Source organism: Variovorax boronicumulans (assembly GCF_029892485.1).
GTDB lineage: Bacteria > Pseudomonadota > Gammaproteobacteria > Burkholderiales > Burkholderiaceae_C > Variovorax > Variovorax boronicumulans_B.
In genome coordinates this window covers 968,886-993,141 of record NZ_JARXVG010000001.1, presented here as the reverse complement: position 1 = coordinate 993,141, position 24,256 = coordinate 968,886, and the positions used below count along the sequence as shown (strand labels likewise).

27 protein-coding genes are annotated in these 24,256 nt (G+C 68.1%); 17 read left to right on the top strand and 10 right to left on the bottom strand.

Features of this window, described 5'->3' with window-relative positions; all coding sequences use genetic code 11:
• Nucleotides 1–67: 67 nt before the first annotated feature.
• From egtB to M2282_RS04680, 5 genes are all read left to right on the top strand, one after another.
• On the top strand, nucleotides 68–1,327 hold the full coding sequence (gene egtB / locus M2282_RS04700; protein ID WP_280807602.1) for an ergothioneine biosynthesis protein EgtB: 1,260 nt from the start codon (nucleotides 68–70) through the stop codon (nucleotides 1,325–1,327).
• 2 nt (nucleotides 1,328–1,329) lie between these two features.
• Nucleotides 1,330–2,346 carry an L-histidine N(alpha)-methyltransferase gene (gene egtD, locus M2282_RS04695; protein WP_280807601.1) on the top strand — a complete coding sequence of 339 codons (1,017 nt, stop codon included), beginning with the start codon at nucleotides 1,330–1,332 and terminating at the stop codon, nucleotides 2,344–2,346.
• An 810-nt stretch (nucleotides 2,347–3,156) separates the two neighbouring features.
• The gene (locus M2282_RS04690) at nucleotides 3,157–3,438 is read left to right on the top strand and encodes a DUF427 domain-containing protein (RefSeq protein ID WP_280807600.1); all 282 of its coding nucleotides are present in this window, start codon (nucleotides 3,157–3,159) and stop codon (nucleotides 3,436–3,438) included.
• Nucleotides 3,435–4,190 carry a 2OG-Fe dioxygenase family protein gene (locus M2282_RS04685; protein WP_280807599.1) on the top strand — a complete coding sequence of 252 codons (756 nt, stop codon included), beginning with the start codon at nucleotides 3,435–3,437 and terminating at the stop codon, nucleotides 4,188–4,190. Before M2282_RS04690 ends, M2282_RS04685 begins: the two co-directional genes overlap by 4 nt.
• Before the next feature lie 140 nt (nucleotides 4,191–4,330).
• Complete coding sequence (locus tag M2282_RS04680) at nucleotides 4,331–4,771, top strand: universal stress protein (protein ID WP_042581677.1); 441 nt, start codon at nucleotides 4,331–4,333, stop codon at nucleotides 4,769–4,771.
• Here M2282_RS04680 and M2282_RS04675 read toward each other — a convergent pair.
• On the bottom strand, nucleotides 4,758–5,420 hold the full coding sequence (locus M2282_RS04675; protein WP_280807598.1) for an RluA family pseudouridine synthase: 663 nt from the start codon (nucleotides 5,418–5,420) through the stop codon (nucleotides 4,758–4,760). The two genes, M2282_RS04680 and M2282_RS04675, sit on opposite strands and share 14 nt — an antisense overlap.
• 91 nt (nucleotides 5,421–5,511) lie before the next feature.
• Between M2282_RS04675 and M2282_RS04670 the strand changes: the two genes are divergently transcribed.
• Nucleotides 5,512–6,798, top strand: a complete 1,287-nt coding sequence (locus tag M2282_RS04670) for an MFS transporter (protein ID WP_280807597.1) — start codon at nucleotides 5,512–5,514, stop codon at nucleotides 6,796–6,798.
• On the opposite strand, the gene M2282_RS04665 is transcribed toward M2282_RS04670, so the two are convergent.
• From M2282_RS04665 to M2282_RS04655, 3 genes are read right to left on the bottom strand one after another with little or no spacing between them, the layout of a single operon-like run.
• Nucleotides 6,795–7,076 (bottom strand): 2Fe-2S iron-sulfur cluster-binding protein, encoded by a 282-nt coding sequence (locus M2282_RS04665; RefSeq protein ID WP_280807596.1) that lies wholly within the window; start codon nucleotides 7,074–7,076, stop codon nucleotides 6,795–6,797. The two genes, M2282_RS04670 and M2282_RS04665, sit on opposite strands and share 4 nt — an antisense overlap.
• Nucleotides 7,073–7,378 (bottom strand): VF530 family protein, encoded by a 306-nt coding sequence (locus M2282_RS04660; protein ID WP_280807595.1) that lies wholly within the window; start codon nucleotides 7,376–7,378, stop codon nucleotides 7,073–7,075. The genes M2282_RS04665 and M2282_RS04660 overlap by 4 nt, the downstream gene beginning before the upstream one ends.
• A complete protein-coding gene (locus M2282_RS04655; RefSeq protein WP_013542593.1) occupies nucleotides 7,375–7,524 on the bottom strand; it encodes a hypothetical protein in 150 nt (49 codons plus the stop codon). The genes M2282_RS04660 and M2282_RS04655 overlap by 4 nt, the downstream gene beginning before the upstream one ends.
• An 86-nt stretch (nucleotides 7,525–7,610) precedes the next feature.
• On the opposite strand from M2282_RS04655, the gene M2282_RS04650 reads away from it, so the two are divergent.
• From M2282_RS04650 to M2282_RS04640, 3 genes are all read left to right on the top strand, one after another.
• Complete coding sequence (locus M2282_RS04650; protein ID WP_280807594.1) at nucleotides 7,611–8,129, top strand: GNAT family N-acetyltransferase; 519 nt, start codon at nucleotides 7,611–7,613, stop codon at nucleotides 8,127–8,129.
• 13 nt (nucleotides 8,130–8,142) lie between these two features.
• Nucleotides 8,143–8,835 (top strand): PepSY-associated TM helix domain-containing protein, encoded by a 693-nt coding sequence (locus M2282_RS04645; RefSeq protein ID WP_280807593.1) that lies wholly within the window; start codon nucleotides 8,143–8,145, stop codon nucleotides 8,833–8,835.
• Between the two features lie 103 nt (nucleotides 8,836–8,938).
• On the top strand, nucleotides 8,939–9,847 hold the full coding sequence (locus M2282_RS04640; protein ID WP_280807592.1) for a DUF808 domain-containing protein: 909 nt from the start codon (nucleotides 8,939–8,941) through the stop codon (nucleotides 9,845–9,847).
• A gap of 57 nt (nucleotides 9,848–9,904) precedes the next feature.
• On the opposite strand, the gene M2282_RS04635 is transcribed toward M2282_RS04640, so the two are convergent.
• Together M2282_RS04635 and M2282_RS04630 are read right to left on the bottom strand one after the other, a co-directional pair.
• Nucleotides 9,905–10,117 (bottom strand): hypothetical protein, encoded by a 213-nt coding sequence (locus tag M2282_RS04635; protein WP_198787228.1) that lies wholly within the window; start codon nucleotides 10,115–10,117, stop codon nucleotides 9,905–9,907.
• Between the two features lie 37 nt (nucleotides 10,118–10,154).
• Nucleotides 10,155–11,351 carry a lactonase family protein gene (locus M2282_RS04630; RefSeq protein ID WP_280807591.1) on the bottom strand — a complete coding sequence of 399 codons (1,197 nt, stop codon included), beginning with the start codon at nucleotides 11,349–11,351 and terminating at the stop codon, nucleotides 10,155–10,157.
• Between the two features lie 114 nt (nucleotides 11,352–11,465).
• Here M2282_RS04630 and M2282_RS04625 point away from each other — a divergent pair, with 114 nt between their 5' ends.
• The 3 genes from M2282_RS04625 to M2282_RS04615 all read left to right on the top strand — a co-directional run bounded on the left by M2282_RS04625 (nucleotide 11,466) and on the right by M2282_RS04615 (nucleotide 13,096).
• Nucleotides 11,466–11,738, top strand: coding sequence for a DUF2164 domain-containing protein (locus M2282_RS04625; RefSeq protein WP_280807590.1), 273 nt, complete (start codon nucleotides 11,466–11,468; stop codon nucleotides 11,736–11,738).
• A 70-nt stretch (nucleotides 11,739–11,808) separates the two neighbouring features.
• Nucleotides 11,809–12,240, top strand: coding sequence for a hypothetical protein (locus M2282_RS04620; protein ID WP_280807589.1), 432 nt, complete (start codon nucleotides 11,809–11,811; stop codon nucleotides 12,238–12,240).
• Nucleotides 12,241–12,298: 58 nt separating this feature from the next.
• On the top strand, nucleotides 12,299–13,096 hold the full coding sequence (locus M2282_RS04615) for an enoyl-CoA hydratase/isomerase family protein (RefSeq protein WP_280807588.1): 798 nt from the start codon (nucleotides 12,299–12,301) through the stop codon (nucleotides 13,094–13,096).
• 10 nt (nucleotides 13,097–13,106) lie between these two features.
• Here the strand turns inward: M2282_RS04615 and M2282_RS04610 are convergent, their stop codons facing one another.
• Together M2282_RS04610 and M2282_RS04605 are read right to left on the bottom strand one after the other, a co-directional pair.
• Nucleotides 13,107–14,210 (bottom strand): M14 family metallopeptidase, encoded by a 1,104-nt coding sequence (locus M2282_RS04610; protein ID WP_280807587.1) that lies wholly within the window; start codon nucleotides 14,208–14,210, stop codon nucleotides 13,107–13,109.
• Nucleotides 14,211–14,244: 34 nt separating this feature from the next.
• The gene (locus M2282_RS04605; RefSeq protein ID WP_280807586.1) at nucleotides 14,245–15,558 is read right to left on the bottom strand and encodes an MFS transporter; all 1,314 of its coding nucleotides are present in this window, start codon (nucleotides 15,556–15,558) and stop codon (nucleotides 14,245–14,247) included.
• Nucleotides 15,559–15,693: 135 nt separating this feature from the next.
• Between M2282_RS04605 and M2282_RS04600 the strand changes: the two genes are divergently transcribed.
• Both M2282_RS04600 and M2282_RS04595 read left to right on the top strand, forming a co-directional pair.
• Nucleotides 15,694–16,605: a LysR substrate-binding domain-containing protein gene (locus tag M2282_RS04600; RefSeq protein WP_280807585.1), complete on the top strand. Its 912-nt coding sequence runs from the start codon at nucleotides 15,694–15,696 to the stop codon at nucleotides 16,603–16,605.
• A gap of 60 nt (nucleotides 16,606–16,665) precedes the next feature.
• Nucleotides 16,666–20,559, top strand: a complete 3,894-nt coding sequence (locus M2282_RS04595) for a Mur ligase family protein (protein WP_280807584.1) — start codon at nucleotides 16,666–16,668, stop codon at nucleotides 20,557–20,559.
• An 11-nt stretch (nucleotides 20,560–20,570) separates the two neighbouring features.
• Here M2282_RS04595 and M2282_RS04590 read toward each other — a convergent pair whose 3' ends face one another.
• A complete protein-coding gene (locus M2282_RS04590; RefSeq protein ID WP_280807583.1) occupies nucleotides 20,571–20,843 on the bottom strand; it encodes an acyl carrier protein in 273 nt (90 codons plus the stop codon).
• A 52-nt stretch (nucleotides 20,844–20,895) separates the two neighbouring features.
• Nucleotides 20,896–21,552, bottom strand: a complete 657-nt coding sequence (locus M2282_RS04585; protein WP_280807582.1) for a glutathione S-transferase — start codon at nucleotides 21,550–21,552, stop codon at nucleotides 20,896–20,898.
• 70 nt (nucleotides 21,553–21,622) lie between these two features.
• On the opposite strand from M2282_RS04585, the gene M2282_RS04580 reads away from it, so the two are divergent.
• The 3 genes from M2282_RS04580 (at nucleotide 21,623) to M2282_RS04570 (ending at nucleotide 24,247) form a co-directional block, all read left to right on the top strand.
• Nucleotides 21,623–22,489, top strand: a complete 867-nt coding sequence (locus tag M2282_RS04580) for a helix-turn-helix transcriptional regulator (protein WP_280807581.1) — start codon at nucleotides 21,623–21,625, stop codon at nucleotides 22,487–22,489.
• A 42-nt stretch (nucleotides 22,490–22,531) separates the two neighbouring features.
• A complete protein-coding gene (locus M2282_RS04575) occupies nucleotides 22,532–23,431 on the top strand; it encodes an SDR family NAD(P)-dependent oxidoreductase (RefSeq protein ID WP_280807580.1) in 900 nt (299 codons plus the stop codon).
• Between the two features lie 111 nt (nucleotides 23,432–23,542).
• On the top strand, nucleotides 23,543–24,247 hold the full coding sequence (locus M2282_RS04570; RefSeq protein WP_280807579.1) for a DUF899 family protein: 705 nt from the start codon (nucleotides 23,543–23,545) through the stop codon (nucleotides 24,245–24,247).
• Nucleotides 24,248–24,256 lie beyond the last annotated feature (9 nt).

The following is a 24,256-nucleotide window of genomic DNA, read 5'->3' as shown; positions in this document are numbered from 1 at the left end:
GTTTTGTCCTACGGACTGCGCCGACCCGGATGGGCTAAAACTTGCAGCTGACCCGACTGGAGATCCCATGACGCTTTCCCGGCCGATCACACAGGCGGCGAGCGCACTGCGCGACAGATTCCGCGACGTGCGCGCCACGACCTTGGCACTTGCCGCTCCGCTTTCCGCCGAAGACCAGTGCATCCAGTCGATGCCCGATGCGAGTCCGACGAAGTGGCACCTGGCGCACACGACGTGGTTCTTCGAGACGGTTCTGTTGCAACCGCATGCCGGGGGCTACCGGCCCTTCGATCCGCGATTCCATTACCTCTTCAACTCGTATTACGAAGCGCTCGGGCCGCGGCATCCGCGGCCGCATCGCGGGCTGCTCACCCGGCCTTCGGTTGACGAGGTGCATGCGTACCGGCGGCATGTGGACGAGGCGGTGCTCGCGCTGCTCGAAGGCGGCGTTGACGAGCAGGATTGGGGGGCAATCGAACCCATCGTCACGCTCGGGCTGAACCACGAACAACAGCACCAGGAGCTGCTGCTCACCGACATCCTGCATGCGCTTTCGTGCAATCCGTTGTTGCCTGCGTACAAGCCGGCGAGCGGGCCCGCGTTGCGACTGGCCGCCGTGCCGCCCGCGGTGCGCTGGATCCCGCAGCACGGCGGCATCGCCGAAGTGGGACATGCGGGGCAGGACTTTTCTTTCGACAACGAGACGCCGCGCCACAAGGCGTTGCTGCAGCCGTATGCGATTGCCGACCGGCTGGTGAATTGCGGCGACTATGCGCAGTTCATTGCCGATGGCGGTTACCAGCGCGCCGAGCTGTGGCTGTCCGATGGATGGGCGGCTGTGCAGGCGCAGGGCTGGCGGCATCCGGCGTACTGGCTCGCAGCCGACGATCCGCGGCTGAACCTTGGGACGCAGCAGCAAGGCACGGCCGAATGGCATGTGTTCGGCCTGCACGGCGTGCGGCCGATGGAGGCCGATGCGCCGGTGTCGCAACTGAGTTTCTATGAAGCCGCCGCGTATGCCGAGTGGGCCGGGGCGCGGCTGCCGACCGAGTTCGAATGGGAGGCCGCGTTCGACGCACCCGGCATAACGCAGATGACCGGCCACGTGTGGCAGTGGACGCGTTCTTCGTACGACCCGTATCCCGGCTTTCGCCCGATGCCCGGCATCGCGGCCGAATACAACGGCAAGTTCATGGTGGGACAACTGGTGTTGCGCGGTGGCAGCGTGGCCACGCCGGCCGGGCATGCGCGGCCCAGTTATCGCAACTTCTTTCCGCCGGCCGCGCGCTGGCAGTTCACGGGGCTGCGGCTCGCGAAAGACCTTTGATCATGCGCAATCCAACTTCTTCTTCGTCGCTGTCTTCGTTCGTTGCTTCGAAGACCTCGCAGCCGCAACAACAACAACGTTCACCGGCGCCTGTCGTGCCGTTGTCCGAATTCGGACGGGAGATGCAGGCGGGGCTGGCGCGCACGCCGCGCAGCATCTCGCCCAAGTTTTTTTACGACGTGGCAGGCTCGCAGCTGTTCGACCGCATCTGCGAACTGCCCGAGTACTACCCGACGCGCACGGAGCTGCGCATCCTCGGCGAATGTGCAGGCGAGATCGCCGGGCAGATCGGGCCGAATGCGGAGATCGTGGAGTTCGGTGCGGGGTCGCTCACGAAGGTGCGGCTGCTGCTCGATGCGCTCGAAACGCCGAAGCGCTATCTGCCGATCGACATCTCGGGGGAGCACCTCGAGGCGGCTGCGGAGCGGTTGAAGGCGGACTATCCGGCGCTTGTCGTGCAGCCCATTGCTGCGGACTACACGATGCCTCTGGTGTTGCCTGCACCTGTGGCTGGTGCGGGGCGGCGCGTGGGGTTCTTTCCGGGGTCGACGATCGGCAATTTCGAGCCTGACGAAGCGCTGGCTTTCCTGCAGCTTGCGGCTCGGATGTTGCGGGGCGGGGGGCTGCTGCTTGGTGTTGATCTGGTGAAGGAGCCGGGGCGGTTGCATGCGGCTTACAACGATGCGCAAGGGGTGACTGCGGAGTTCAATCTGAATCTGCTGCGGCGTGCGAATACCGAGTTGGATGCGGACTTCGATCTGGATGGGTTTGCGCATGCGGCGTTCTACAACGCGCCTCGGCAGCGGATCGAGATGCATCTGGTGAGCCGTAAGGACCAGAGCGTTTCTCTGAACGGGGAACGGTTTGGGTTCGCTGAGGGAGAGACCATTCACACGGAGTACTCGCACAAGTTCACTGTGGATGGGCTTCGTGCTCTTGCCGTGCGGGCTGGGTTTCGGCCTGGGGCGGTTTGGACGGATCCTGAAAAGCTCTTTAGCGTGCACTGGCTGGCTGCTTAGTTTGTTTTTCGAGGCCGGGCCTCGCCCCGGCGGGCGACCTACTTTTCTTTGCTTCGCCAAAGAAAAGTAGGCAAAAGAAAGGCGACCCCACTGTCTGCGACCCCTTCGCGTTGCTACGGGGCAACCTGCGGTGCTCGCGTTTCGCGGGGTCTCGCCGAACTCGCTGCGCTCAGACAGCGGCGAGCCCTGATCCGCGAAACGCTGCGCTCCTCGGCGCAGCCAGAGGGGGTGGAGACCACACGGGCCTTTGCTTCGCTCGGCGCCGGAATTGCTCCTTCCCCCGCTGGGGGAAGGCTGGGATGGGGGCAGGCGGAGCGCTCGATAGCTACGCCGCTGACCCTCACCCCACCCCTCTCCCCGAGGGGAGAGGGAGCAAGCCGAGCAACGCGAAGGCCCGAATTGTGTTGAGCGCCGAGCGCAGCGATGGCGCGTCGGTCCCCAAGCCCTTCTGTATGCGCCGAGGAGCGGAGCGTTTCGCGGATAAGGGCTCGCCCTTGTCTGAGCGCAGCGAGTTTGGGCGAGACCCCGCGAAACGTGAGCACCGCAGGTTGCCCGAAGCGAAGCGTAGGGACGCAGACAGCAGGGTCGCCTTTCTTTTGCCTACATTTCTTTGGCGAAGCAAAGAAAAGTAGGTCGGCCGCCGGGCCGAGACCCGGCCTCAGAAAGCAAACATCCAAATAGGGTTCATACAGCCAACGAAAAAGCGGCTGCGCCAAGCAACGGCACAATACCCAAGCCCCGTGCGCCCAGCGACCAGGCCACCGCAACGGCCAGCGCCCCCGCCACCCCTCCCCCTGGAGACCAAGACAAATGAAAGCAACCTGGAACGGCGTCACCATCGCCGAAAGCGACGACACCGTGCTCGTCGAAGGCAACCACTATTTCCCGATGAGTTCGCTCAATCGCGATCACGTCACCTTCAGCAACCACAAGACCACCTGCCCCTGGAAGGGCACCGCGAGCTACTACTCGCTGCTGGTCGATGGCGAACTCCACACCGACGCCGCCTGGTACTACGCCGACCCGAAGCCCGAAGCCGAGGAAATTCGCGACCGCGTCGCGTTCTGGAAGGACGTGAAGGTCGCTGCGTGACCACTGCCGCCTTCACGCCGCCCTTCATCGATCCCGCCGAACTGCCCGCCGCGCTGCGCGAACAGGGCTACGCGGTGTTGAGTCCGCAGGGCGTCAGCGACTGGCTCGGCGCACCGCTCTCGCAACTCGAAGCACTGCACGCGGACTGGAACGACCTTCCGCCCGACGAGTACCTGAAAGACGGCGGCCGCTACCGCACGCGCCGCCATGCCTGCTTCACCGTCGAGGCAGGTGACGACGCGGTGCTCGAGCAGGTGCCGCATCGCGCGCACTGGCAGCCGGTCGAATACAACGCGCTGCACGGCGGCATGCAGCGCTGGTTCGCGCCGATGCTCGCCGAGACCATCGTGCAACCGGTGTGGCAGCGTCTGCTGCAGCGCCTTGGCACGGCCGCGAGCGGCATGCGCGGTGCACCGCAGAAATGGTTCGTCGAGGCGCACCAGTTCCGCATCGACACCGCAGGCGGCATCGGCCGCCCGACACCCGAGGGCGCGCACCGCGACGGCGTCGATCTGGTGGCTGTGGCGCTGGTCGGCCGCCAAGGCATCAAGGGCGGTGAGACGCGCGTGTTCGAGGCCAACGGCCGGCGCGGCGAGCGCTTCACCATGACCGAACCCTGGACGCTGCTCGTGCTCGACGATGCACGCGTCATCCACGAATCCACGCCCATCCAGCCACTCGAAGAGGGCGGCGGAGGCTGGCGCGATACGCTCGTGATCACCTGCCGGTCGCAGGGTTTCCAGGGCGACTGAAGCGGCGCGATCACGCCCGTTGGCGGCAGTTTGGATGCCGCTGGCCCGAGTCCTACAGCCGCCCGACGGTGTAGCGGTTAAATTCGGGACCCGGTTCGACTTCGAGCCGTGTCTGTCTGCGAACGAAAGCGAGGTCCGCCATGTTCAATCACATCCTGGTTCCCATCGACGGTTCTGAAACCTCCATGCTCGCCGTCAGCAAGGCCAGCGGCCTCGCACTGGCTTTCGGGAGCCGCATCACACTGATCCACGTGATCGACAACTATCCCTTCATCGGCGTGGGCGCGGACTATGCGCTCGGCCAGAACGAATACCTGGCCGCCGCCACCACCAGCGCGAACGCGGCGCTCGCACGCGGCGTTGCGGCCCTCGCAGCCGAAGGCCTGCACAGCGACCAGCGCGTGATCGACGGCCACGTGGTGCACGAAGGCATCGTCGACACGGCCATCGCCATCGCGGCCGACCTGATCGTGATGGGCTCGCACGGCCGCAGCGGCATCGAGAAACTGCTGCTGGGCAGCGTCACGCAGCGCGTGCTGCAAGACGCGACCATGCCGGTGCTCGTGGTCAAGGGCGGCTGAGCCAAAAGCCCGACCCGCTTTCGAAGCGAAGGGCCTGCTGCGTCGCCGGATGCACGAAGGCCAGCTCGCTCGCATGCAGCAGAAGGCGCGGCGCACGCGCCTGCACTGCAGCATCGCCATACAGCGCATCGCCGAGGATCGGATGACCGATCGACAGCAGGTGCACGCGCAGCTGGTGTGAGCGACCGGTCTCCGGTTCGAGCAGCACGTGGGTCGCGCTGAACTCTCCCTGCACCGATGACGCGAGCGCACGCCAGCGCGTGAGGCTCGGCTTGCCCTCCGGATCGGTCTTCTGCAGGGGCCTGCGCGGCCAGTCGGCCATCAAGGGCGCATCGATGACCGACCAGTCTTTGCGCATGGCCATCGCGCCATCGACGATGGCTTCGTAGCGCTTGTGCACCTGCCGGTCGGCGAAGGCAGTGCTCAGCGCGCGCTGCATCTCGAGGCCGCGCGCCATCACCACGAGGCCGCTGGTCGCCATGTCGAGCCGGTGCACGATCAGCGCATCGGGCCATTGGCGCATCGCGCGGGCGCTCAGGCAGTCCTGCTTGTCCTCGCCGCGGCCAGGAACGCAGAGCAGGCCGGCGGGCTTCTCGAGCACCAGCAGATGGGCGTCTTCGTGGATCGGTTGCAGCAGCGGGGCGGTCATGGAGGAAGCGAGTGTAGAGAGGGCGCGCAAGGCAGGGCATTGCGCCTTGCTAACGGGCGGCTCACGGCGCCTCGGCTATCCTCGAAGCACAATGTCCGGCCCCGCTCCCGCCTCCTCAATTTCCCCCTCCCAGCCCAGCTTTTCCGACCTGACGCGCGAGCGCCCCTTCATGCACATGTGGACGGCGCGGCTCTTCGGAACCGCCGCTTCGCAGATGCTGCTGGTGGCCATCGGCTGGCACATGTACGAGCTCACCAACAGCGCCTGGGACCTGGGCCTTGTCGGGCTCTACCAGTTCGTTCCCGCGCTCTTGCTGGCGCTGCTGGCCGGCCACATCGTCGACCGGCACCACCGCGGCCGCATCGTGGCGGCCTGTTTCGCGGTGCAGGGGCTGGTGGGTCTGGTGTTGCTCCTGGCCGTGCTGGAAAAGCACGACACGCGCGGCCTGTTGCTGGGGCTGTCGCTGGTGCTGGGCGCGGTCCGCGCCTTCCAGATGCCGGCGCAGCAGGCGCTCACGCCGCTTCTTGTGCCGCCCTCGATGCTCGCGCGGGCCATGGCTTTCAGTTCGGCCGGCATGCAGGGCGCGATCATAGGTGGGCCGGCGCTGGGCGGGCTGCTGTTCGTGGCGGGCATGTCGGTGGTGTACGGCGCGAGCGTGGCGTTCTTCGTCATCGCCTGCGCACTGGTGCTGCGGCTGCGCTATGCCTACACGCCGGCCGCGCGCGAGCCGGTCACGCTGGGCACGGTGTTCGCGGGCGTCGATTTCATCTGGAAGCGCAAGCCCGTGCTCGGCGCCGTCTCGCTCGATCTCTTCGCGGTGCTGCTGGGCGGCGCGGTGGCATTGCTGCCGATCTATGCCAAGGACATCCTGCACACCGGCCCCTGGGGGCTCGGCCTCTTGCGCGGCGCGCCCGCCGTGGGGGCGCTGGTGATGTCGATCGCGCTCACGCGGCGGCCGGTCGAGCGGCACGTGGGGCGCACGCTGCTGTTGGCCATCGGGCTCTTCGGCCTGTGCATGGTGGTGTTCGGCATTTCGAAGAGCTTCATCGTCTCGCTGATCGCGCTCGCGGTGTCGGGCGGGGCGGACATGGTCAACGTGGTGATCCGCCAGACGCTGGTGCAGCTGGAGACGCCCGATGCGATGCGCGGGCGGGTGAGCGCGGTCAATTCGATCTTCATCGGCGCGAGCAACCAGCTCGGCGAATTCGAATCGGGCGCCACGGCGGCGCTGCTCGGACCCGTGGGGTCGGTGGTGGTGGGCGGCGTGGGGACGATGCTGGTGGCGCTGACGTGGTTCAAGCTGTTCCCGTCGCTGGCGCAGCGCGATCGCCTCGTGGTGGCGATGCCTGCGGCCGTCAAGCCAGCCGGACCGGTCTAGAAAACCGAAAAGGCTTGAGGCGCGTCGAGCGTGAGGTCGTCCAGCGCCTCCGCCACGCAGGGCAGTATCCAGCCCTCGTCTTTTTCGTCGACGCTCAGGCCGGGCCATTCGATGATGTGGCGCACGTGGCCCGACATCAATTGGCAGATGCAGGTGCGGCAGGTGCCGTTTCTGCAGGAACTCGGCAGCTCGATGCCGGCCGCCTCGGCCGCCTTCAGGAGCGTGGTGCCCGCTTCGGTCTCGAAAGCGAGTCCCGAGGGCGCGAGTCGGACCTTCATTCCTGGGGAGGCTGTTGTTGTTGCTGCTGCTGCTCGCGGCGTTGTTCGCGCAGCATGAAGAGATAGAGGCTCTCGACCTTCTCGCGCGCCCACGGCGTCTTGCGCAGGAACTTGAGGCTGGAGCCCACGCTCGGGTCGATCTGGAAACAGCGGATGGGAACGAGCTCGCCGAGCTGTTCCCAGCCGTACCAGTCGGCCAGCGAGGTGACGATGGCTTCCAGCGTGAGCCCGTGCAGCGGGTTGCGGGGCTGGGCGGGCTTGGCAGGGGCCGGCGGGGGCCCGGCCGGTACCTCGTCGGTCACTTGTTCTTGAGCTTGCCGCGCGGAATCACCGCGGTGGTGATCGTGCGGACCGGCTCGATGCCGCCGGTGCCCACGGGCTTGGGCGGCGAGGTGTCCTTCTTCGGTTTCTTGGCTTCCTTGGTGCTGCGTTGCTGACTCTTTGCCATGGCTTTTCTCCAGTTGATGCTACGGATGCAGCGGGCAGTTTAGCGGTGCGGCGACAATAGCCGGTTCCATCCGATTTCCTGCATTCATGTCCGATTACGAAGTTCGCCCCGCCACGATGCGCGACGCCAAGGCCGTCGCCGAAGTCCATGCCCTGGCCGCCAAGGCCGCCTACGAAGGCATCCTCCCCGAAGAAGAGCTGCGCACGCTGGCCCCGGCCAGCCGCGAAGCCAAGTGGCGCGAAGCCATCGAATTCAGCGAACCGCAGGTGCAGGTGGCTGTGCTCGGCAGCGAGATCGTCGGCTTCGTCGGCTTCGACCGCTCGCGCGACCCCAAGACGCCGTCCACCACGGGCGAGATCTGGGCCATCTACGTCAAGCCCGAGCACTGGGGCAAGGGCGTCGGCGTTGCCCTGTGGGACGCCGCACGCGAAGGGCTCGAGGAAGAGGGCTGCACCACGGTCACCATCTGGGTGCCGATTCGCAACGACCGTGCCATGCGTTTCCACGAACTCGCCGGCTTCAAGCGCGAGATGAAGACTGCCAAGACCACGCTGCTGGGCACTGTCCGCATCGAAGAGATCCGCCTCAAGCGCAGCGTCGCCTGATCCGGTGACACCCATGACGCCGACCGCGCCGGACGCCAGCCACCACAACCACGCGGCACGGGTGCTCGCGCACCAGCGCCGCACGACCCTCGTGCAGTGGATTCGCCGCACCCACGGCTGGTTCGGCCTCTGGGGCGCGGTGCTGGGGTTCCTGTTCGGTTTCAGCGGCATCTGGCTCAACCATCGCAATGTGCTCAAGCTGCCCCAGGCCCAGGAGCGCACGCGCGCCCAGCTGGCGCTGCCCGATCCGGTGCCCGCAACGCCCGAGGCGATGAGCCAGTGGCTGCAGGGCGCGCTGCGCATGAGCGAGCCGCCCAGTTCGTCGCGCATCGAGCCCGCCAAGCCGGTGGCCTGGGCCGACAAGAGCGACAAGACCGCGCCCGCACTCACGCAGCCCGCGCACTGGGTCTTCAACTTCGGTGGTCCCAACGAGACCGTGCAGGCCGACTACTGGCAGGGCAACCGCTCGGTGGGCGTCAACACCACGCACAACGGCTTCGTCGCCACGCTCACCAGCATGCACAAGGGCGGCGGCATGCCGCTCGCGTGGATCCTGCTGGTCGACACGCTGGCCGGCAGCCTGATCTTTCTATCGATCTCAGGCGTGGCGCTGTGGATGCTCACGCACCGCCGCCGTCGCGTGGGACTGGCGCTGTTCGGCGCGTCGCTGGCCGCGGTGCTGGCCATCGCGCTCAGCGCCCTTTAGCCGGGCCTGCCGGGCTCCCGAGGCGGCCGCGTACGGTTATTGCGTGCGCGTGCAGTCGCTGCGGCTAAGCTCGCCGATTCTTTTTTCAGACCGACCTTTTCACATGGCCACCAGCCTGCTCCTGCTGCTCGACGACATCGCGACCGTTCTGGACGACGTGTCGATCCTCACCAAAGTCGCCGCCAAGAAGACGGCCGGCGTGCTCGGCGACGACCTTGCGCTCAACGCGCAGCAGGTCTCCGGCGTCAAGGCCGAGCGCGAGATTCCGGTGGTGTGGGCGGTCTGCAAGGGCTCGTTCATCAACAAGGCCATCCTGGTGCCCGCCGCGCTCGCCATCGGTACCTGGCTGCCCTGGCTGGTGACGCCGCTCCTGATGATCGGCGGTGCCTTCCTCTGCTTCGAGGGCGCCGAAAAGCTCGCGCACAAGTTCCTGCACAAGAAGGAACACGAAGCCGACACCCAGCGCCACGAGAAGGCCGTGGCCGACGAGGCGGTCGACGTGGTGGCGATGGAGAAAGACAAGATCAAGGGCGCGGTGCGCACCGACTTCATCCTCTCGGCCGAAATCATCGCGATCACGTTGGGCACGGTGCAGGGCCAGCCGTTCACGACGCAGCTGACCGTGCTGGTCGGCATCGCGCTGATCATGACCATCGGCGTGTACGGCCTCGTGGCCGGCATCGTGAAGCTCGACGACGCGGGCCTCTACCTGAGCCAGCGCGCCAGCGCCGCGTCGCAGGCCCTGGGTCGCGGCATCTTGTGGACGGCGCCCTGGCTCATGAAGGCGCTGTCGGTCGCCGGCACCGCCGCCATGTTCCTCGTGGGCGGCGGCATCCTGGTGCACGGCGTGCCCGCGTTCGGCCACGCCGTCGAAGACTGGGCCAAGGCCACGGGCGGCGTGTTCGGCACGCTGGGCTCGATGGGCGTGAATGCCGTCGTGGGCCTCGTGGCCGGTGCGATCGTGCTCGCGGTGGTGGAGCTCGTCGGCAAGCTGCGCGGCAAGAAGGGCTGAGCCTGCCGCACGCACGCTCCTCGCGATGAAACCCGCCGAACGGCGGGTTTTTTCTTCTTAAGGGCGCTGCTTGTTGCGCTGGAACAGGCCGACGCCGACCAGCGCGATGCCCAGCACCAGCGCGAACCAGCCGACGATGTACGCGCCCGCCACCATCTCGAACCAGCGCGTGCCCTGCAGGAAGCGCGGCGCCAGCAGGACGGCGGCGCCGATGACGAGGCAGAGGATGCCGCGTTCGAGCGTGCGGAGGGTGCGTTGGGGTTTGGCCATGGCTTGTCGGTTCGGTCTGTCTGGGCGGAGAGGCGGGTCAGTGCGTCATTGTCCCGCGCATCGCCGCCGGGTGCCCCTGCAGCGGAAACGACTTCCCCGTCGGCACCAGCGTGTCCCCATCCACACGCAGGATCGTGATGTCCTGGTCGATGAAGTTGCCGACGTACAGGTACTTGCCGTCCGCGCTCCACACCGCGCCTTCGGGCAGGCCGTGCACCACCACTTCGTTGGCGCGCGTGACCTTCTTGCCGTCGATCTTCAGAAGCACCACCGAGCCGTTGCGGTTGTAGAAGTAGGCATTCTTCGCCGAATTGCTGCCGCGCAGGATCACCGCCACCGCGTGCCTGCCGGTCGGGCTCACTGCCAGGCCCTCGGGGCCGTCGCCGACCACGACCTTGTCGATCACGCGCGGCGGTGCAGCCTCGAGGTCGATCACGCTCACCGTGTCGATCTGCCCGTCCGATGCGCCCGAGTTGCCGTTGTCGGCCGTGAGCGCGAGCTTGCCGTCGGGCGTCACGTCCACGTTGTAGGGCCAGAGGCCGGCCGCGAGGTCGATCTTGTTGTAGCTGACCTTCTCGCCGTTCACTTCGAGCAGCGCGATCTTGTGGGTCGGAAACTTCGCGGCCAGCGCGCGTTTGCCGTCGGGCGTGAAGCGCACGTGCGCCACCGAGTCGTTCATGGCCACGGTGTCGATGAGCGTCACCTTCTTGCCCGCGATGCGCAGCACGCTCACCGAGTTGTCGGCGCGGTTGGCCACCAGCGCGAGGGTGCCCGCGCGGTTGATCGACAGGCCCGAGGGCTGCTTGCCCACGGTGAGCGTGTCGATCAGCCTGGGCGGCGTGGCGGTCAGGTCGATCACGAAAAGGCGGTTGTCGGGCACCTGCTTGCGCACGCCGTTCTCCTCGACCACGTTGAGCGAGTTGGCGACCAGCGCCAGCGTTTCGCCGGGCGTGATCGCCAGGTTGGTGGGCGGGCCTGCGATGGTGTTGTCCAACTGCAGCGTGCCGACGAGCTTCGGTGCGAGCGGGTCGGTGCCGATGTCGAGCACCTGCACGGTGTCGCGCCCCATGGGGCCGAGGATGACGGCGCCGGCGTCGCTCCACGATTGCTTCTCGTCGTTGGCCACGATCATCAGTTGGCGCTGCGGCACGGTGGGGGTGAGGCTGGTGCAGCCCGAGAGCGCGGTCAGGGTGACCAGTGCAAGGGCGGCCAATGCGGCCGGGTGGAACTTCATGGTGCGTGTCTCCATTGTTGTGTGTCGTTGTCGCGCGGGCTCGGCTTCGGGCTCGGCCGCAGCGCATCGTAGCGGCACAATCGTTCGACCCAACCACCCCCCAGAGCCAGCCGTATGACCATCGAGATATCCAAGGAAGCGCGCCAGCAGGCGATCACCTCGATCGAGCGTTACTTCAACGAGAACATGGAAGAGAAGATCGGCAACATCGCGGCCGGCGCGCTGCTCGGTTTTTTCCTCGAGGAGCTGGGGCCCCTCGTCTACAACAAGGCGGTGGCCGAAGTGCAGGAGCGCCTGCAGTCGCGCATCTCCGAGATCGATCTCGAGGTGCATGAGGACGAATTCCAGTACTGGCGCAAGTTCGACAGACAAAAGAAGGGCAGGTAGGCCTCGCGCGTCGCGCGCACGCATCGCCCGGCATTCAAAGATGCTTCCAAACGTTGCAGAATCCCAAGCCATGCAACTCAACCGCCCGTTTGCCCGCTTCATGCCTTCTTCATCGCTGCTGCGCACCCTCGCCGTCCTGCCGCTCGTGCTGGCCGCCTCTCTCGCAGCCGCCCAGCAGGAGCCACCCTCGGCATTCCCCCTGGACGCCGCCGGCTACCTGAACGAGGAACTGCCGCGCATGGAGGCCGCCATCGCCGCCAGGGACCGCAGCTTCTTCCACGGCGCGATGGCGCGCACGGTGCAGTTCTCGGAGCGCTGGGGCTTCAAGGTGAAGGCCAACCCGGACCTCGCGCCCTACGGGACATGCACCTCGGCGGTGATGGACTATGTGGTCGTCGGCATGTGCAGGCTCACCCCCGGCGACGACGCCTGCGAGCCCGGCCTGGCACCGCGCTTCGATGCCAATGTGAAGCAGTGCCGAGAGCTGGCGGCGCGAAAATAGTCTCCGGCTTTTCAACGAAGAAAAAAGTCCTCGCCTCCGGGTGCAGGGCGGAGACACCATGGACTACTCCCGCTACCAGACCCTCGCCATCACCCGCCGCGGCGCCAACGGCGCCGTGCTCGACATCCAGATGCGCGCGGCCAACGGCAAGCTGCCCACCGCCGGCCATGACGGCCACCGCGAACTCGCCGAGATCTGGCGCGACGTGTCGACCGACGACACGGTGCGCTGCGCGGTGCTGCGGGGCGAGGGGATGGGCTTCTCGGGCGGCGGCGACCTTGCGATGGTGCAGGACATGACCACCGACGACGCGGTGCGCCAGCGCGTGTGGAAAGAGGCGCGCGACCTCGTCTACAACATCATCAACTGCGACAAGCCCATCGTGAGCGCAATGCACGGCCCGGCCGTGGGCGCGGGGCTGGTGGCTGGCCTGCTCGCCGACATTTCCATCGCCACGAAGAACGCGAAGATCGTCGACGGCCACACGCGACTGGGCGTGGCGGCGGGCGACCATGCGGCGATCGTCTGGCCGCTGCTGTGCGGCATGGCCAAGGCCAAGTACCACCTGCTGCTGTGCGAGCCGGTGAGCGGCGAGGAGGCCGAGCGCATCGGCCTGGTGTCGCTCGCGGTGGACGAGGCCGACCTGCTGCCGCGTGCCTACGAGGTGGCCGACCGGCTCGCGGCCGGCAGCCAGAGCGCGATCCGCTTCACCAAGTACGCACTCAACAACTGGCTGCGCCAAGCCGGGCCGACCTTCGATGCCTCGCTGGCGCTCGAATTCATGGGCTTCGCGGGCGCCGACGTGCGCGAGGGCGTGGCATCGCTGCGCGAGAAGCGCGCGCCAAACTTCGGCTGAAGCGCAGTCCTCAGGCTTTGCGCAGTCCCTGCAGGGTTTGAAGCAGGACGACACGCGTCTGCCCCAGCACCATGCCTTTCCACTCGTCGTTGTCGCAATAGAACGCGTCGCGCAGCCCTTGGCGGATCTCGCGCTTCTGCGCGTCCGGCGCCTCGGGGTGGCGGCGCAACCAGGTGTCGGCGCGCAGGCGAAGCAGCACTTCCAGATCGGGCAGCGTGCCGAACTCCAGGCCCATCGGCGCGACGCGGGCGTTCGGGCATTCGTCGTACGCGGTCGAGATGACAGGGCCCGACACGTCGGCCGATGCCGAGTCGCCGGCAAAGGGCGCGAACACGTCGGCGCCCCACCAGGCATGCGCCAACGCGAGGTCTTCGGGCGTGTTGCGGCCCGGGTAGATCTTCTCGCCGTGGCCGTAGGGGCCGAGGCCGGTGTGCACATCGATCCAGCCGAGGTGGGTGGCCGATGCCGCGTACTTGCGCAAGATCGCGCGAATGGTCCTGTTGCTCCAGGACGGCGCGGTGCCGCCGTAGAACAGGCCGTCGGGCGAGGTGTACTGGCCCTTGGTCACGGCCGCGCGGAAGGCGGTCATGCCGTGCTTGGCGATGTAGGCGCCCACGGCCGCGTCGTCGGCAGGCGTCGGCGGCCAGGTGGCGGGCAGCACCAGCGGTTCGACCTCGGCATAGCCGGCGTTCACCGGCAGCGGCGCGTTGAAGTCGATGTGGTTGCGGTTCAGGTCGATGTTGTCTTCGTTCGTGCGGTGCAGGTGCGAAAAGCCATGCGGGTTGACCGCATGCACCAGCAGCAACGCCACGCCGGCCTGTTCGAGCCGCGAGAGCAGATCGGCATCGTGGAGCGTCGCGACCTGCGCGCCCGAGCCGCAAAAGCCTTCGGGGCCGTGCGTGCCGGAGGTGACGAGCAGGACCTTCTTCGCATCCTTCGCGCCGATCAGCGCCACATCGGTGGCGAGTTCTTCGCCGAGCGCGCCGCGGTGCGCGGGATGCACGAACGATTCGATGGCCGCGCCGCGCAGGGCGGCGGCGTCGAGGAATTTGGCGCGGGCTTCGACATACGTGCCGGAGAAGTGGCGCGTGGCGGCGGTGGGTTGTGTCTGCATGAGGGGTTCCTGTGCGTGAACGTGGGAATGTTTTTCAGGCCGGTGCGTGCGCATCCGCGGCGTCGATGTCGCGGCCGGTGTGGTCGCGCAGCCAGATCAGGCCGAGCAGCGAGACCACCGTCATCGCCACGAGATACCAGGCCGGCGCGAGCTTGCTGCCGGTGGCGTTGACCAGCCAGGTGCTGATGAAGGGCGCGAAGCCGCCGAACAGCGCCACTCCCACGCTGTACACCAGCGACATGCCACTCGCGCGCACGCGCTTGGGGAACATCTCCGGCAGCATCGTGATGCCGGGCACGGTCTGCACCACCAGGCCGACGCTGAACACGCCGAGCACGACGAACAGCACCAGCGGCGTCGGCGAAGCGTTGAGCCACAGGAAGCCGGGGTAGATCAGGATCGCCATCGCGATGCGGCTCCAGAAGATCAGCGTCTTGCGCCCCACGATGTCCGACAGCTTGCCGACGAACGGCGCGAACGCGAAAGAGATCAGCCCCGTGAGCGCCGCGCCGAACAGCGCCACCGAGGGCGTGAGGCCGAGTTCGCGCACCGCATACGTGGGCATGTAGAAGGTCACGACATACGCGGCCGTGGTGCCGCCGACGATCGCCAGGATCGCGGCCAGCACCGTCTTGCCGTGCTGCGTGCAGACGATCTTGAGGCTGCTCTCGCGCGGCGCGGCGGCTTCCTCGGGCGAGATATGCAGCGACTCTTCGAGGTGGCGGCGGATGTACATGCCCACCGGCGCAATCAGCATGCCGATGATGAAAGGCACGCGCCAGCCCCAGCTCTGCATCGCCTCGGGGGTGAGCGAGAAGGTCAGCGCGCCCACCACGATGGCGCCGAGCATCACGCCCAGGCCCTGGCTCGCGAACTGCCAGCTGGCCATGTAGCCGCGGTTGGCGGGCGTGGCGTGCTCCACCAGCAGCGTGGTGGACGCACCCACTTCGCCGCCGGCCGAGAAGCCCTGGATGAGCCGCGCCAGCACGATGACGATCGGCGCCGCGACGCCGATGGCCGCGTAGGTGGGCGTGAAGGCGATGAGCGCGCAGCCCAGCGCCATCAGGAAGATGGTGAGCGTCATGGCCTTCTTGCGGCCCGCGCGGTCGGCGTATGCACCGATCACGATGCCGCCCAGCGGCCGCATGATGAAACCGACGCCGAAGCTCGCCACTGTCAGCAGCAGCTGGCCGTACGAGTTGAAGGTCGGAAAGAAGAGCTTGCCGATCACGAGCGCGAGGAAGCCGTAGACCGTGAAGTCGAAGAACTCGAGCCCGTTGCCGATGGTGGTGGCCACGATGGTCTGGCGCCGGCGGGCGGACGAGGGCTGCGTGCTTGGGATGCTCATGTCTCTCCAGTTGTGCTTGGTGTGATCTGGTGGGAAGGTCGTGCGACCGCGGCGGATGCTAGAGACTTGGTGCTGTCATGAAAAGACAATAATTGGGCGATAACGATAACTTTTGGTTGTCATGAGAAGCGCCCGATGAAACCCAATCAGTTGCACGCCTTCGTGGCGGTGGTCGAGCAGATGAGCATCCGCGCCGCCGCGCGCGTGCTGGGGCTCTCGCAGCCGGCGGTGACCAAGATCGTGCGCGAGCTGGAGCGCGAGGTCGGCGCGCCGCTGGTGGAGCGCAGCGTCAAGGGCGTGCAGCTCACCGATTTCGGCAAGGCCTTCGCGCCGCGCGCACGGCTGCTGCTGGCCGACATGCAGCGCGCCCGCGACGAGATCGCGCAGATCCGCGACGGTGCCACCGGCTCGGTGTCGATGGCGGTGAGCGCCTCGTTCGCGCTCACCGTGCTGCCCGCGGCGTTCAAGGACTTCCACACGCGCCTGCCCGCCGTCGACGTGCAGTTCAGCGAAGCAGTGCTGCCGTGGATGCTCGCGCGGCTGCGCGACGGGTATCTGGATTTCGCGGTGGCCCACGTGGTGCCGGGCACGCTCGATGCGCGGTTCGAGGCGGTGGAGTTGTTTCCGGTGCAGCTGGTGGTGGGCCTGCGCGAGCGCCATCCGCTGCGGGGTGCGCGTTCGCTGCACGACCTGTACGCCGGCGAATGGATCCTGCCGGGCGACGACCACGGCGGGCGCGATGCGGTGTCGCCGCTCTTCACGCCGCTGGGCCTGCCGCCGCCGGCCCGCATCATCCAGGGGCAGTCGGTCACGGTGGCGCTGGGGCTCGTGGGGCACATGGACCTGATCGGCCTGTTCGTCGAACCTCTGGTCAAGCTCACGTTCAAGCGGCACGGCATCCGGCGCATCGAGGTGGTCGAGACACTGCCCACGCTGAACGTGTGCGTGGTGCGGCGCCGGGGCCAGTTGCCGACGCCGGCGGCGCAGCATTTCATCGAATGCATCCAGCGCGCGTCGGCGGCGGCGATGGGGGGGACAGCACACTAAACTGCGCGTCATCTGCAAGCGCGCTCGGAACAACGACCGGGTGAAGACAGGGTCCACGCAATGAGTCTGAGCGATCTTCTGGACGACACCGGACCGGTGGTCGCCTGGGCTGGCAAGCTGAACCTGGGCGGCCGGCAGCACCAACGCACGCAGGAAATCGGCCTCGCCGCCGTGCTCGGCGGCGTACCGGCCCTCGCCCGGGCCGACCTGGGCATCGCATTGCTGGCACAGCGCCAGGCCCGGCCCGAGATGCTGCGCCTGCTCGTGGAGGCCGGCATCGACGTGGTGGCCACCGCCACCAGCCCGGACGGAGATTTCGGCGACGAACATCGGGCCGAACGGGCCGCGCTGCTCGATGCAGCCGGCATCGGACACACGGGCTCGGGCCCCACGCTGGAGGCGGCATTGACGCCCGCCCTGCGGCGTGCCGGCCACCTTCAGGTCGCGCTGTTTGCCATCGATGCCACGGCGCCCGGTCTTGCAGCCGGCGAAGCCACCTCCGGCAACGCGCACCTTCCGCTGTCTTCCCCTGCTGACTGGACGGCATGCTTCGCACACCGCATCGCCGCGGCCCGCGAGAAGGCGCATGTGGTGCTGGTGGCCGTGCATTGGGGCGGTGAAGACCAGGCGTGGCCCAAGGCCGACCAGGTCGACGTGGGCCATGCGCTGATCGATGCGGGCGCCGATGCGGTGCTGGGCGCCGCGGTGCACGGGCAGCAGGGCGTCGAGGTCTACCGGGACCGGCCGATCGTCCATGGCGCCGGCGATTTCCTGTGCGACAGCCTGCATCGCGAGGCCCCGAGCGCCGTGTTCTCGCTGCACCTTCACGCCGACGGCGTGCGGCAGGTGGTGTTCACGCCCGTTGCCACAGGCTTCGGGCAGACCGTGGAACTGGAAGGCGAGCGCGCAGCGCAAGCAGCCAGCCGCTTCCTGCTGCAAAGCCAGGCCCTCGGATCGGCCTTCGTGCAGACCGCCACCGGCGCGTGCCGTCTCGACCTGCGTCCGCCCCAGCGTCCGCCGGTGCGGCTGCCGACCCTGCCGCGCGCGGGCTTCCGTCAAGAGGCGATCCGCGAGGCCGCGGCGCCGCGCGAGGAATGGCTCGCGGCCTCCGTGCCTCGCGCAGCCCGGTTCGCATCGCCCCTTCAACTCGGCCCCTTGCGCCTGCTCGGCGCGCAGGCCACGCCGGACCGCCTCACCGGCCGCGGCACGCTGGTGGTCGAAAGTTTCTGGCAGCTGGACCAGCCCACCGACGTCGACTGGCGCATCGAACTCTGCGCGCAGGCCTCCACCTGCATCGACGTGCCGGCCTGGGGCCTGCTCTCCGATCACGATCCGTGCGGCTGGATGTGGCCGACCAGCCGCTGGCAGCCTGGTCTCGTCTACCGGGACGTCCACCCGATCGAGGCGCCGGTGGCTGCGCTGTTGCACGACGCGGAACTGCAGATCGAGGTCGGCCTGCTGAGCAGGACGGCGCAGGTGGAGCGCGCGCGCGTGCCGGTGCATGTGAAATTCATCGCGCACGCAGGGCTGACGACGCCGGCACCGGCCAGGGTATTTCCGCCGGTGCCGCAATACCGCGTGATCCCGGCGGACGCGCTGCCACCCGATCTGCCCGGTGCGACCGGCCAGACATGGAATGCCGCGCAGCTCCTTGCCGTCACCGGCGGCCGCTGGCTGGTGGCGCCGCCGCCCGGCTGGTTCGTGCGGTCGCTGCCGCGCGGCGAGCAGCTCATGGAGATGCTGCAGGAGCCATCGCTCTTCGTGGCCTCCGACTACTGGACGCTCGCCATCCACGAGCGTTTTCCCGTCAACGGGGACGAGCGCAACTGGGACTGGTCCGAGGAAATCGCGCGATTGCAGCCGAGTCTGGCCGGCGCCATCCTGCGCAAGCCGGTCCCGGGCCTGGCGCCGGACTTTCCGGTGCTGCTGGTCGACGACCCGATCCACGCATTGATCGAGCTGGGCGTCGCGGCACGCGAACGGCTCCAGGGGCATGTGGTCGCGGTGACCGGCAGCGCGGGCAAGACCTCGGTGTGCCACATGCTGGACCACGCCTTCTCGGGCTCTCACGGCCTCTTCTCCACCATCCAGAACTACAACTCGCGCGTCGGCATGCTGGCCATGCTGGCGAACGTGCCGGCGCAGACCGACCTCGTGATCCTGGAGGTGGCCGTGAGCGCCATCAACTCGGCGGGATTCCAGAACATCAAGCTGGTGCGGCCCGATGTGGCCGTCATCACGAACATCACCGCGTCGCACCTGGACGAGGGCGGCAAGGTGGAAGACGTCGCCCGCCGCAAGGCCAACGTGTTCGAGGGCATGCGCCCCGGTGCATGGGCCGTGCTGTGCACCGACACCGAACACTTCGACTACCTGGTGGCGCGCGCCCAGGCCCGCTCGCTCCGCGTGCTCACCTACGGATCGACCGCGGCCGCCGACTTCCGCCTGGAGGCCTACGACGCCGCCTCGGGCGCCATCGAGGCCAGCCATGCCGGCCAGCGCTTCGGCTACGTGCTGGGCGCAAAGGGGCGGCACATGGCCGTCAACAGTCTCGTGTGCTTCGCCGTGGCCCATGTGCTCGCGCTCGACGCCCGCCATGTGCCGGAGGAACTCGCATCGTTCGCGGCGGTGGAGGGGCGCGGGCAGGTGCTGTCGTTCGCGCTCGGCGACAGGCGCGTGCGGGTGATCGACGAGTCGTACAACGCCAACCCGCTGTCGATGGCGGCGGCCCTGGCTTCGATGGCCGACGAGCCCTGCGAGGGCGGCCGCAAGATTCTGGTGCTCGGCGACATGCTGGAACTGGGCGACGACGCCGAGCGCTACCACCAGGCGCTCGCGGCGCCGATCGCGCAGTGCGCGCCCGCGCTGGTGTTCCTGCTCGGTGATCGCATGAGCCGGCAACGAGACCGCTTCGCCGCCGCGCTGCCTTCCGCGGCCACCGTGCAGGCCTGTGCATCGCTGGAGGTGCTCGAACGCGGCCTGATCGACGCGCTTCGCTCGGGCGACCTCGTGCTGCTGAAAAGCTCCAACGGCATGCGGCTCTGGCAGATCGTTCGTACGCTGGCAAGGCTGCAGGAAGAACAGAAAGCGCAACCCCCAACCCCGGTGATGCCGGCGATGCCGGCAATGCCGGTGGTTCCGGCGATGCCGCTGCCGCCCGCCGCGGTGATCCGGCATCGTGGCGCGGCTGCGGTCACCAAACCGGCCGCGCCGAGCTGGATCCTCTACGACCTGACGGGCGACAGGCTGCTGACCCACCAGCCCGCGAGCCATCCGTACGTGCCCGCATCGCTCGCCAAGCTGATGACGGCCGTGCTGGTCGAGCAGAAGCTGGAAGCCGGGCAGCTCGACAGGCACACCGAACCGGTGCCCGTTCCGGCCGAGCCGGAGCCCGCCGGCAGCGACCCTTCGGCCAGCTTCTACCGTGGCGTGGCTACGCAGCCCGTGCAGCGCCTGCTGAATGCCGCGCTGGTCGTGTCGTCCGACAAGGCGGCGCTGACGCTGGCGGCATGGCACAGCGGGCGCGTCGATGCCTTCGTCGATGCCATGAACCGGCAAGCGCGGGCCTGGGGCATGACCGACACGCACTTCGCTTGCCCCGCGGGTATCGAGACCGCGGCACGCACGACGGCTGTCGACATGCTGGTGATGGCGCGCCGCGTGCTTCAGGAGTTTCCGGCGGTGCTCGGCACGGCCGGCAAGGCGCAACTCGACGGCGTGACGCCGTCCGCACCCAGCACCAACCTGCTGCTGGGCCAGGTGGCAGGCATCGATGGCCTGAAAACCGGCACGCTGCCCGATGGCGGCTCGCACCTCATCGCCACCGCGCAGCGCGACGGGCGCCGGCTGGTGTCGGTGGTGCTGGGGGCGGAGGACCGCCGCGTGTGCGCGCAGCTGTCGGCCTTGCTCCTGCAGCGGGGCTTCGAGACGCCGAGGGAACGGCCGGCCGCGTGAGCCAGCAGGGGTCAGCCGGGGCTGCCCACCTCGCTGCCGGCGCCCAGCAATTCGCAAAGGCCTTGCAGGGTCAGCGGCCCGTCCGGGCCGGCCGGGTTCAGCCTGGTCGCGGGAATGCGCGACTGGAATGCGTTTTCCGCGGCGCACACGAAAGTCAGCATCGCGAGCGAATCCAGACCGAGATCGTTCAGCGGCGTCGAGGGCATGACCGAGACGCGCGCGACGTGAAAGCGCTTTTCAAGGAGAACGCTCAACTCGGTGAAGCGTGCGGTGGCCGATGGCATGGCGCCTTTATCGGCCCGCGCTGCTGACCGCCGGCTGACCTTGCCGGTGAGGCTACCGCGGGAAGCCGATGCCGGCTTCGCCGGGTTTCCACGCCGCGTACTTGGGCATGGCGCGGGCGAACAATTCCGAGGCGGTCCATGCGGACAGCCAGGCGTTCAGGCGAGGCCACGGCTGGGCGGCGAACCATGCCATGTGGACCATGGCGAACTGGCGCACGAAGGGCATGAGGGCCGCATCGGCCAGGGTCGCGTGCGACCCCGCCAGGTACGGCGCAGCCGAGAGCCGGGTTTCGAGTTCGCGCAGGAACGCCGCGCCGCGCTCGCGCGCCGCATGCTCCGCGTCGTCGAATCGGCCGGGGTACTTGTAGCGATCGAGCTGCGGCTTGAAGTCGCCATCGCAGGCCGCCACCAGCGCGAGCAGCTCTTCGAGCGTGCCGGTTTCGGGTTGCAGCCAGCGCTGCGGGTCCTTGCGCCGCAGGGCCCACTGCATGATGTCGAGGCTCTGTTCGAGCACGGTGCCGTCCGCCATCACCAGCACGGGCACGGTGCCCTTGGGCGAAGCGGCCAGCATCTCGGCGGGCTTGTCGCGCAGCACGATCTCGCGCAGCTCGCAGCGGGTGTCGCTCGCGATCAACGCGAGCCGGGCCCGCATCGCATAGGGACAGCGGCGGAACGAATAGAGAACGGGGAGGGCGGTGGCGGAAGGCATGCGAGCGGGCGATTTTCCGCCAGCGCGGGCCGCTCGCGCATGACCGGGTTTTTCCACACAATGGGCCGCCATGGCCGAACGCCTCTTCCTCCGCCTCGACGACGACCCGCTGCACGGCCCCGAATCGGGCGTGCCTGAGGGCACGCTGCGCGCGGTGCCGGTGAGAGCCCCGCTGCGACCGTATGTGTCGCACATCCTGCTGTACCGCGAGACCTTCGCCGCCGGGCACGAGGTGCGCGAGCGCGTGCTGCCCGATGGCGCGGTGCGCCTTGTCTTCAATCTCGGCGATGCGCCTTCGGCGGGCGATGGCGCGGGGCTGCCGATGGAGGCGATCGGCGCTTCCGCCGCGCCGGTCGTGGTGCGCATGCGCGACAGGGTGGAAGGCATGTCGGTCACGCTGCGGCCCGGCGCGGCGGCGGCGTTGCTGGGCCTGCCCGCGGGCGAGATCGCGGGCCGCGCCGTGCATCTGGACGAACTCTGGCAGGGCGGCGCGGCCGAACTGTTCGGTCGCATGGCCGAGGCGCCGGACGATGCTGCGCGCGCGGCGATGCTCCAGGCTGCCCTGGAACAGCGGTTGCTCGACGGTGCCGTCTTCCATCCCGCTGCGGTGCACGCGGCACGCCTCATCGCCGGATCGGGCGGACGGCAACCCTTGCGCGACGTGGCAGCGGCCGTTGATGTCGGCGAGCGCCGGTTGCAGCAGCTCTTTCACGCGCACGTCGGGCTGTCGCCCCGGGCCTGGGCGCGCCTGGCGCGGCTGCATGGGTGCCTGCGCGCGCTGCGGCTGCAGCCGGTGCCGGCCTGGGCCGAGGTCGCGGTCGAGAGCGGCTTCTACGACCAGTCGCACCTGGTCAATGAATTCCGCGCGCTCTGCGGCGTCACGCCGACCGAGTTCATGGGACACGCGATTTCGGGTTCTTCCAAGACGTCCGGCTGAGGGCGCACTATCTTCGTCGGCGTTCAAACCAAGGAGCACCGGATGACGCAGAACGAAAACACGAACCGCCCGCTGAAGGACTGCGTGGCGGTGGTCACGGGAGCCAGCCGCGGCGCAGGGCGCGGCATTGCGGTGGAGTTGGGCGCGGCGGGCGCCACGGTGTATGTCACCGGGCGCAGCACCCGGGCACGGCCCGCCGACACCTACGGGCAGTTGCTGGCCCTGTCGGACATGGCGGCGGTGCCCGGCAGCATCGACGACACGGCCGATGAGGTCACGCGCATGGGCGGCCGTGGCATTGCCGTGCGCTGCGACCACACCCGCGAAGACGAAGTGAAGGCGCTTTTCGCGCAGGTCGAACGCGAAGCGGGCCGGCTCGACCTGCTGGTGAACAACGCCTGGGGTGGCCACGAAACCTTCAACGGCGTATTCGACGCGCCCTTCTGGGAGCACCCGCTCTCGAACTGGGACTCGATGTTCGACCGCGGCGTGCGCAACCACCTTGTGGCCAGCCGATCGGCCGCACCGCTGATGGTGCGCGCCAAGCGCGGCTTGATCGTGACCACCACCTTCTGGGACCGGGGCCACTACATGAAGGGCAATCTCTTCTACGACTTGGCGAAAGCCTCGATGACGCGGCTGGCCTTCGGCATGGCAGAGGAACTCAAGCCGCATGGCGTTGCCTCTGTCGCCGTGTCGCCGGGCTGGATGCGCACCGAGTTCGTGCTGGCCGGCCACAAGACCGACGAGGCGCACTGGCAGGAGAAGCCGGCGCTCGCGGGCACCGAATCGCCGCGCTACCTGGGTCGCGCGGTGGCGGCGCTTGCGGGCGATCCGCAGGTGATGAAGAAGACCGGGGAGGTGCTGCGCGTGGCTGACCTGGCGAAGGAATACGGCTTCACCGACATCGACGGGCGGCAGGTGAAGGCCTTCGAGATGTAGGACGGCGCGCCTGGGCGATTCGCGAACTGTCCGGACCGCGGCCGAGGGGCCGCAGGCACAGCATCGAGCGACATGTTCAACCCTGATTTTTCCTTCAGGAGGCGATACCCCATGTCTTTCCAGTCCCAACTTGAACCCGCCCGGCAGCTCGCAAGTGCCAACCCGGTGCGCCTGCCCAACGAGAGCGCGGCCTACCGCGAGGCACGCACCGCGCTGCTGGCAGAAGAGATCGAGCTTCGCCGGCACTGCGAGCGCGTCGCCGAGCAGCGACGCCAATTGCCGCCCGGTGGCGAAGTGCCCGAGGACTACGGGTTCCAGGGGCCGAACGGCCCCGTGAAGCTCTCCGAACTCTTCGGCAGGCACGACACGCTGATCACCTACAACTGGATGTACGGTCCGAAGCGCGAACGGCCGTGCCCCATGTGCACGTCGCTGCTGAGCGCCTACGACGGCGAGATGCCCGACATCCTGCAGTGCGTGGCCTTCGCGGTGATCGCGACCTCGCCCATCGGGCGAATGCGGGCCTTTGCCGTGGAGCGCGGCTGGCGCCACCTGCCGCTCTACTCGTCGGCCGGCAACAGCTTCAACCGCGACTACGCCGGCGAGACGCCCGACAGCGGCGACAACCCGGCGTTCAACGTGTTCCATCGCAGCGGTGGCACCATCCGCCATTTCTGGGCCGCCGAAATGGGCGCCGGCAGCGCCGACCCCGGGCAGGACCCGCGCGGCGCGCCCGACCCCATGCCGATCTGGAACCTGCTGGACATGACGCCCGGCGGTCGCGGCAAGGACTGGTATCCGAAGCTGAGCTATTGACGCTCTTTT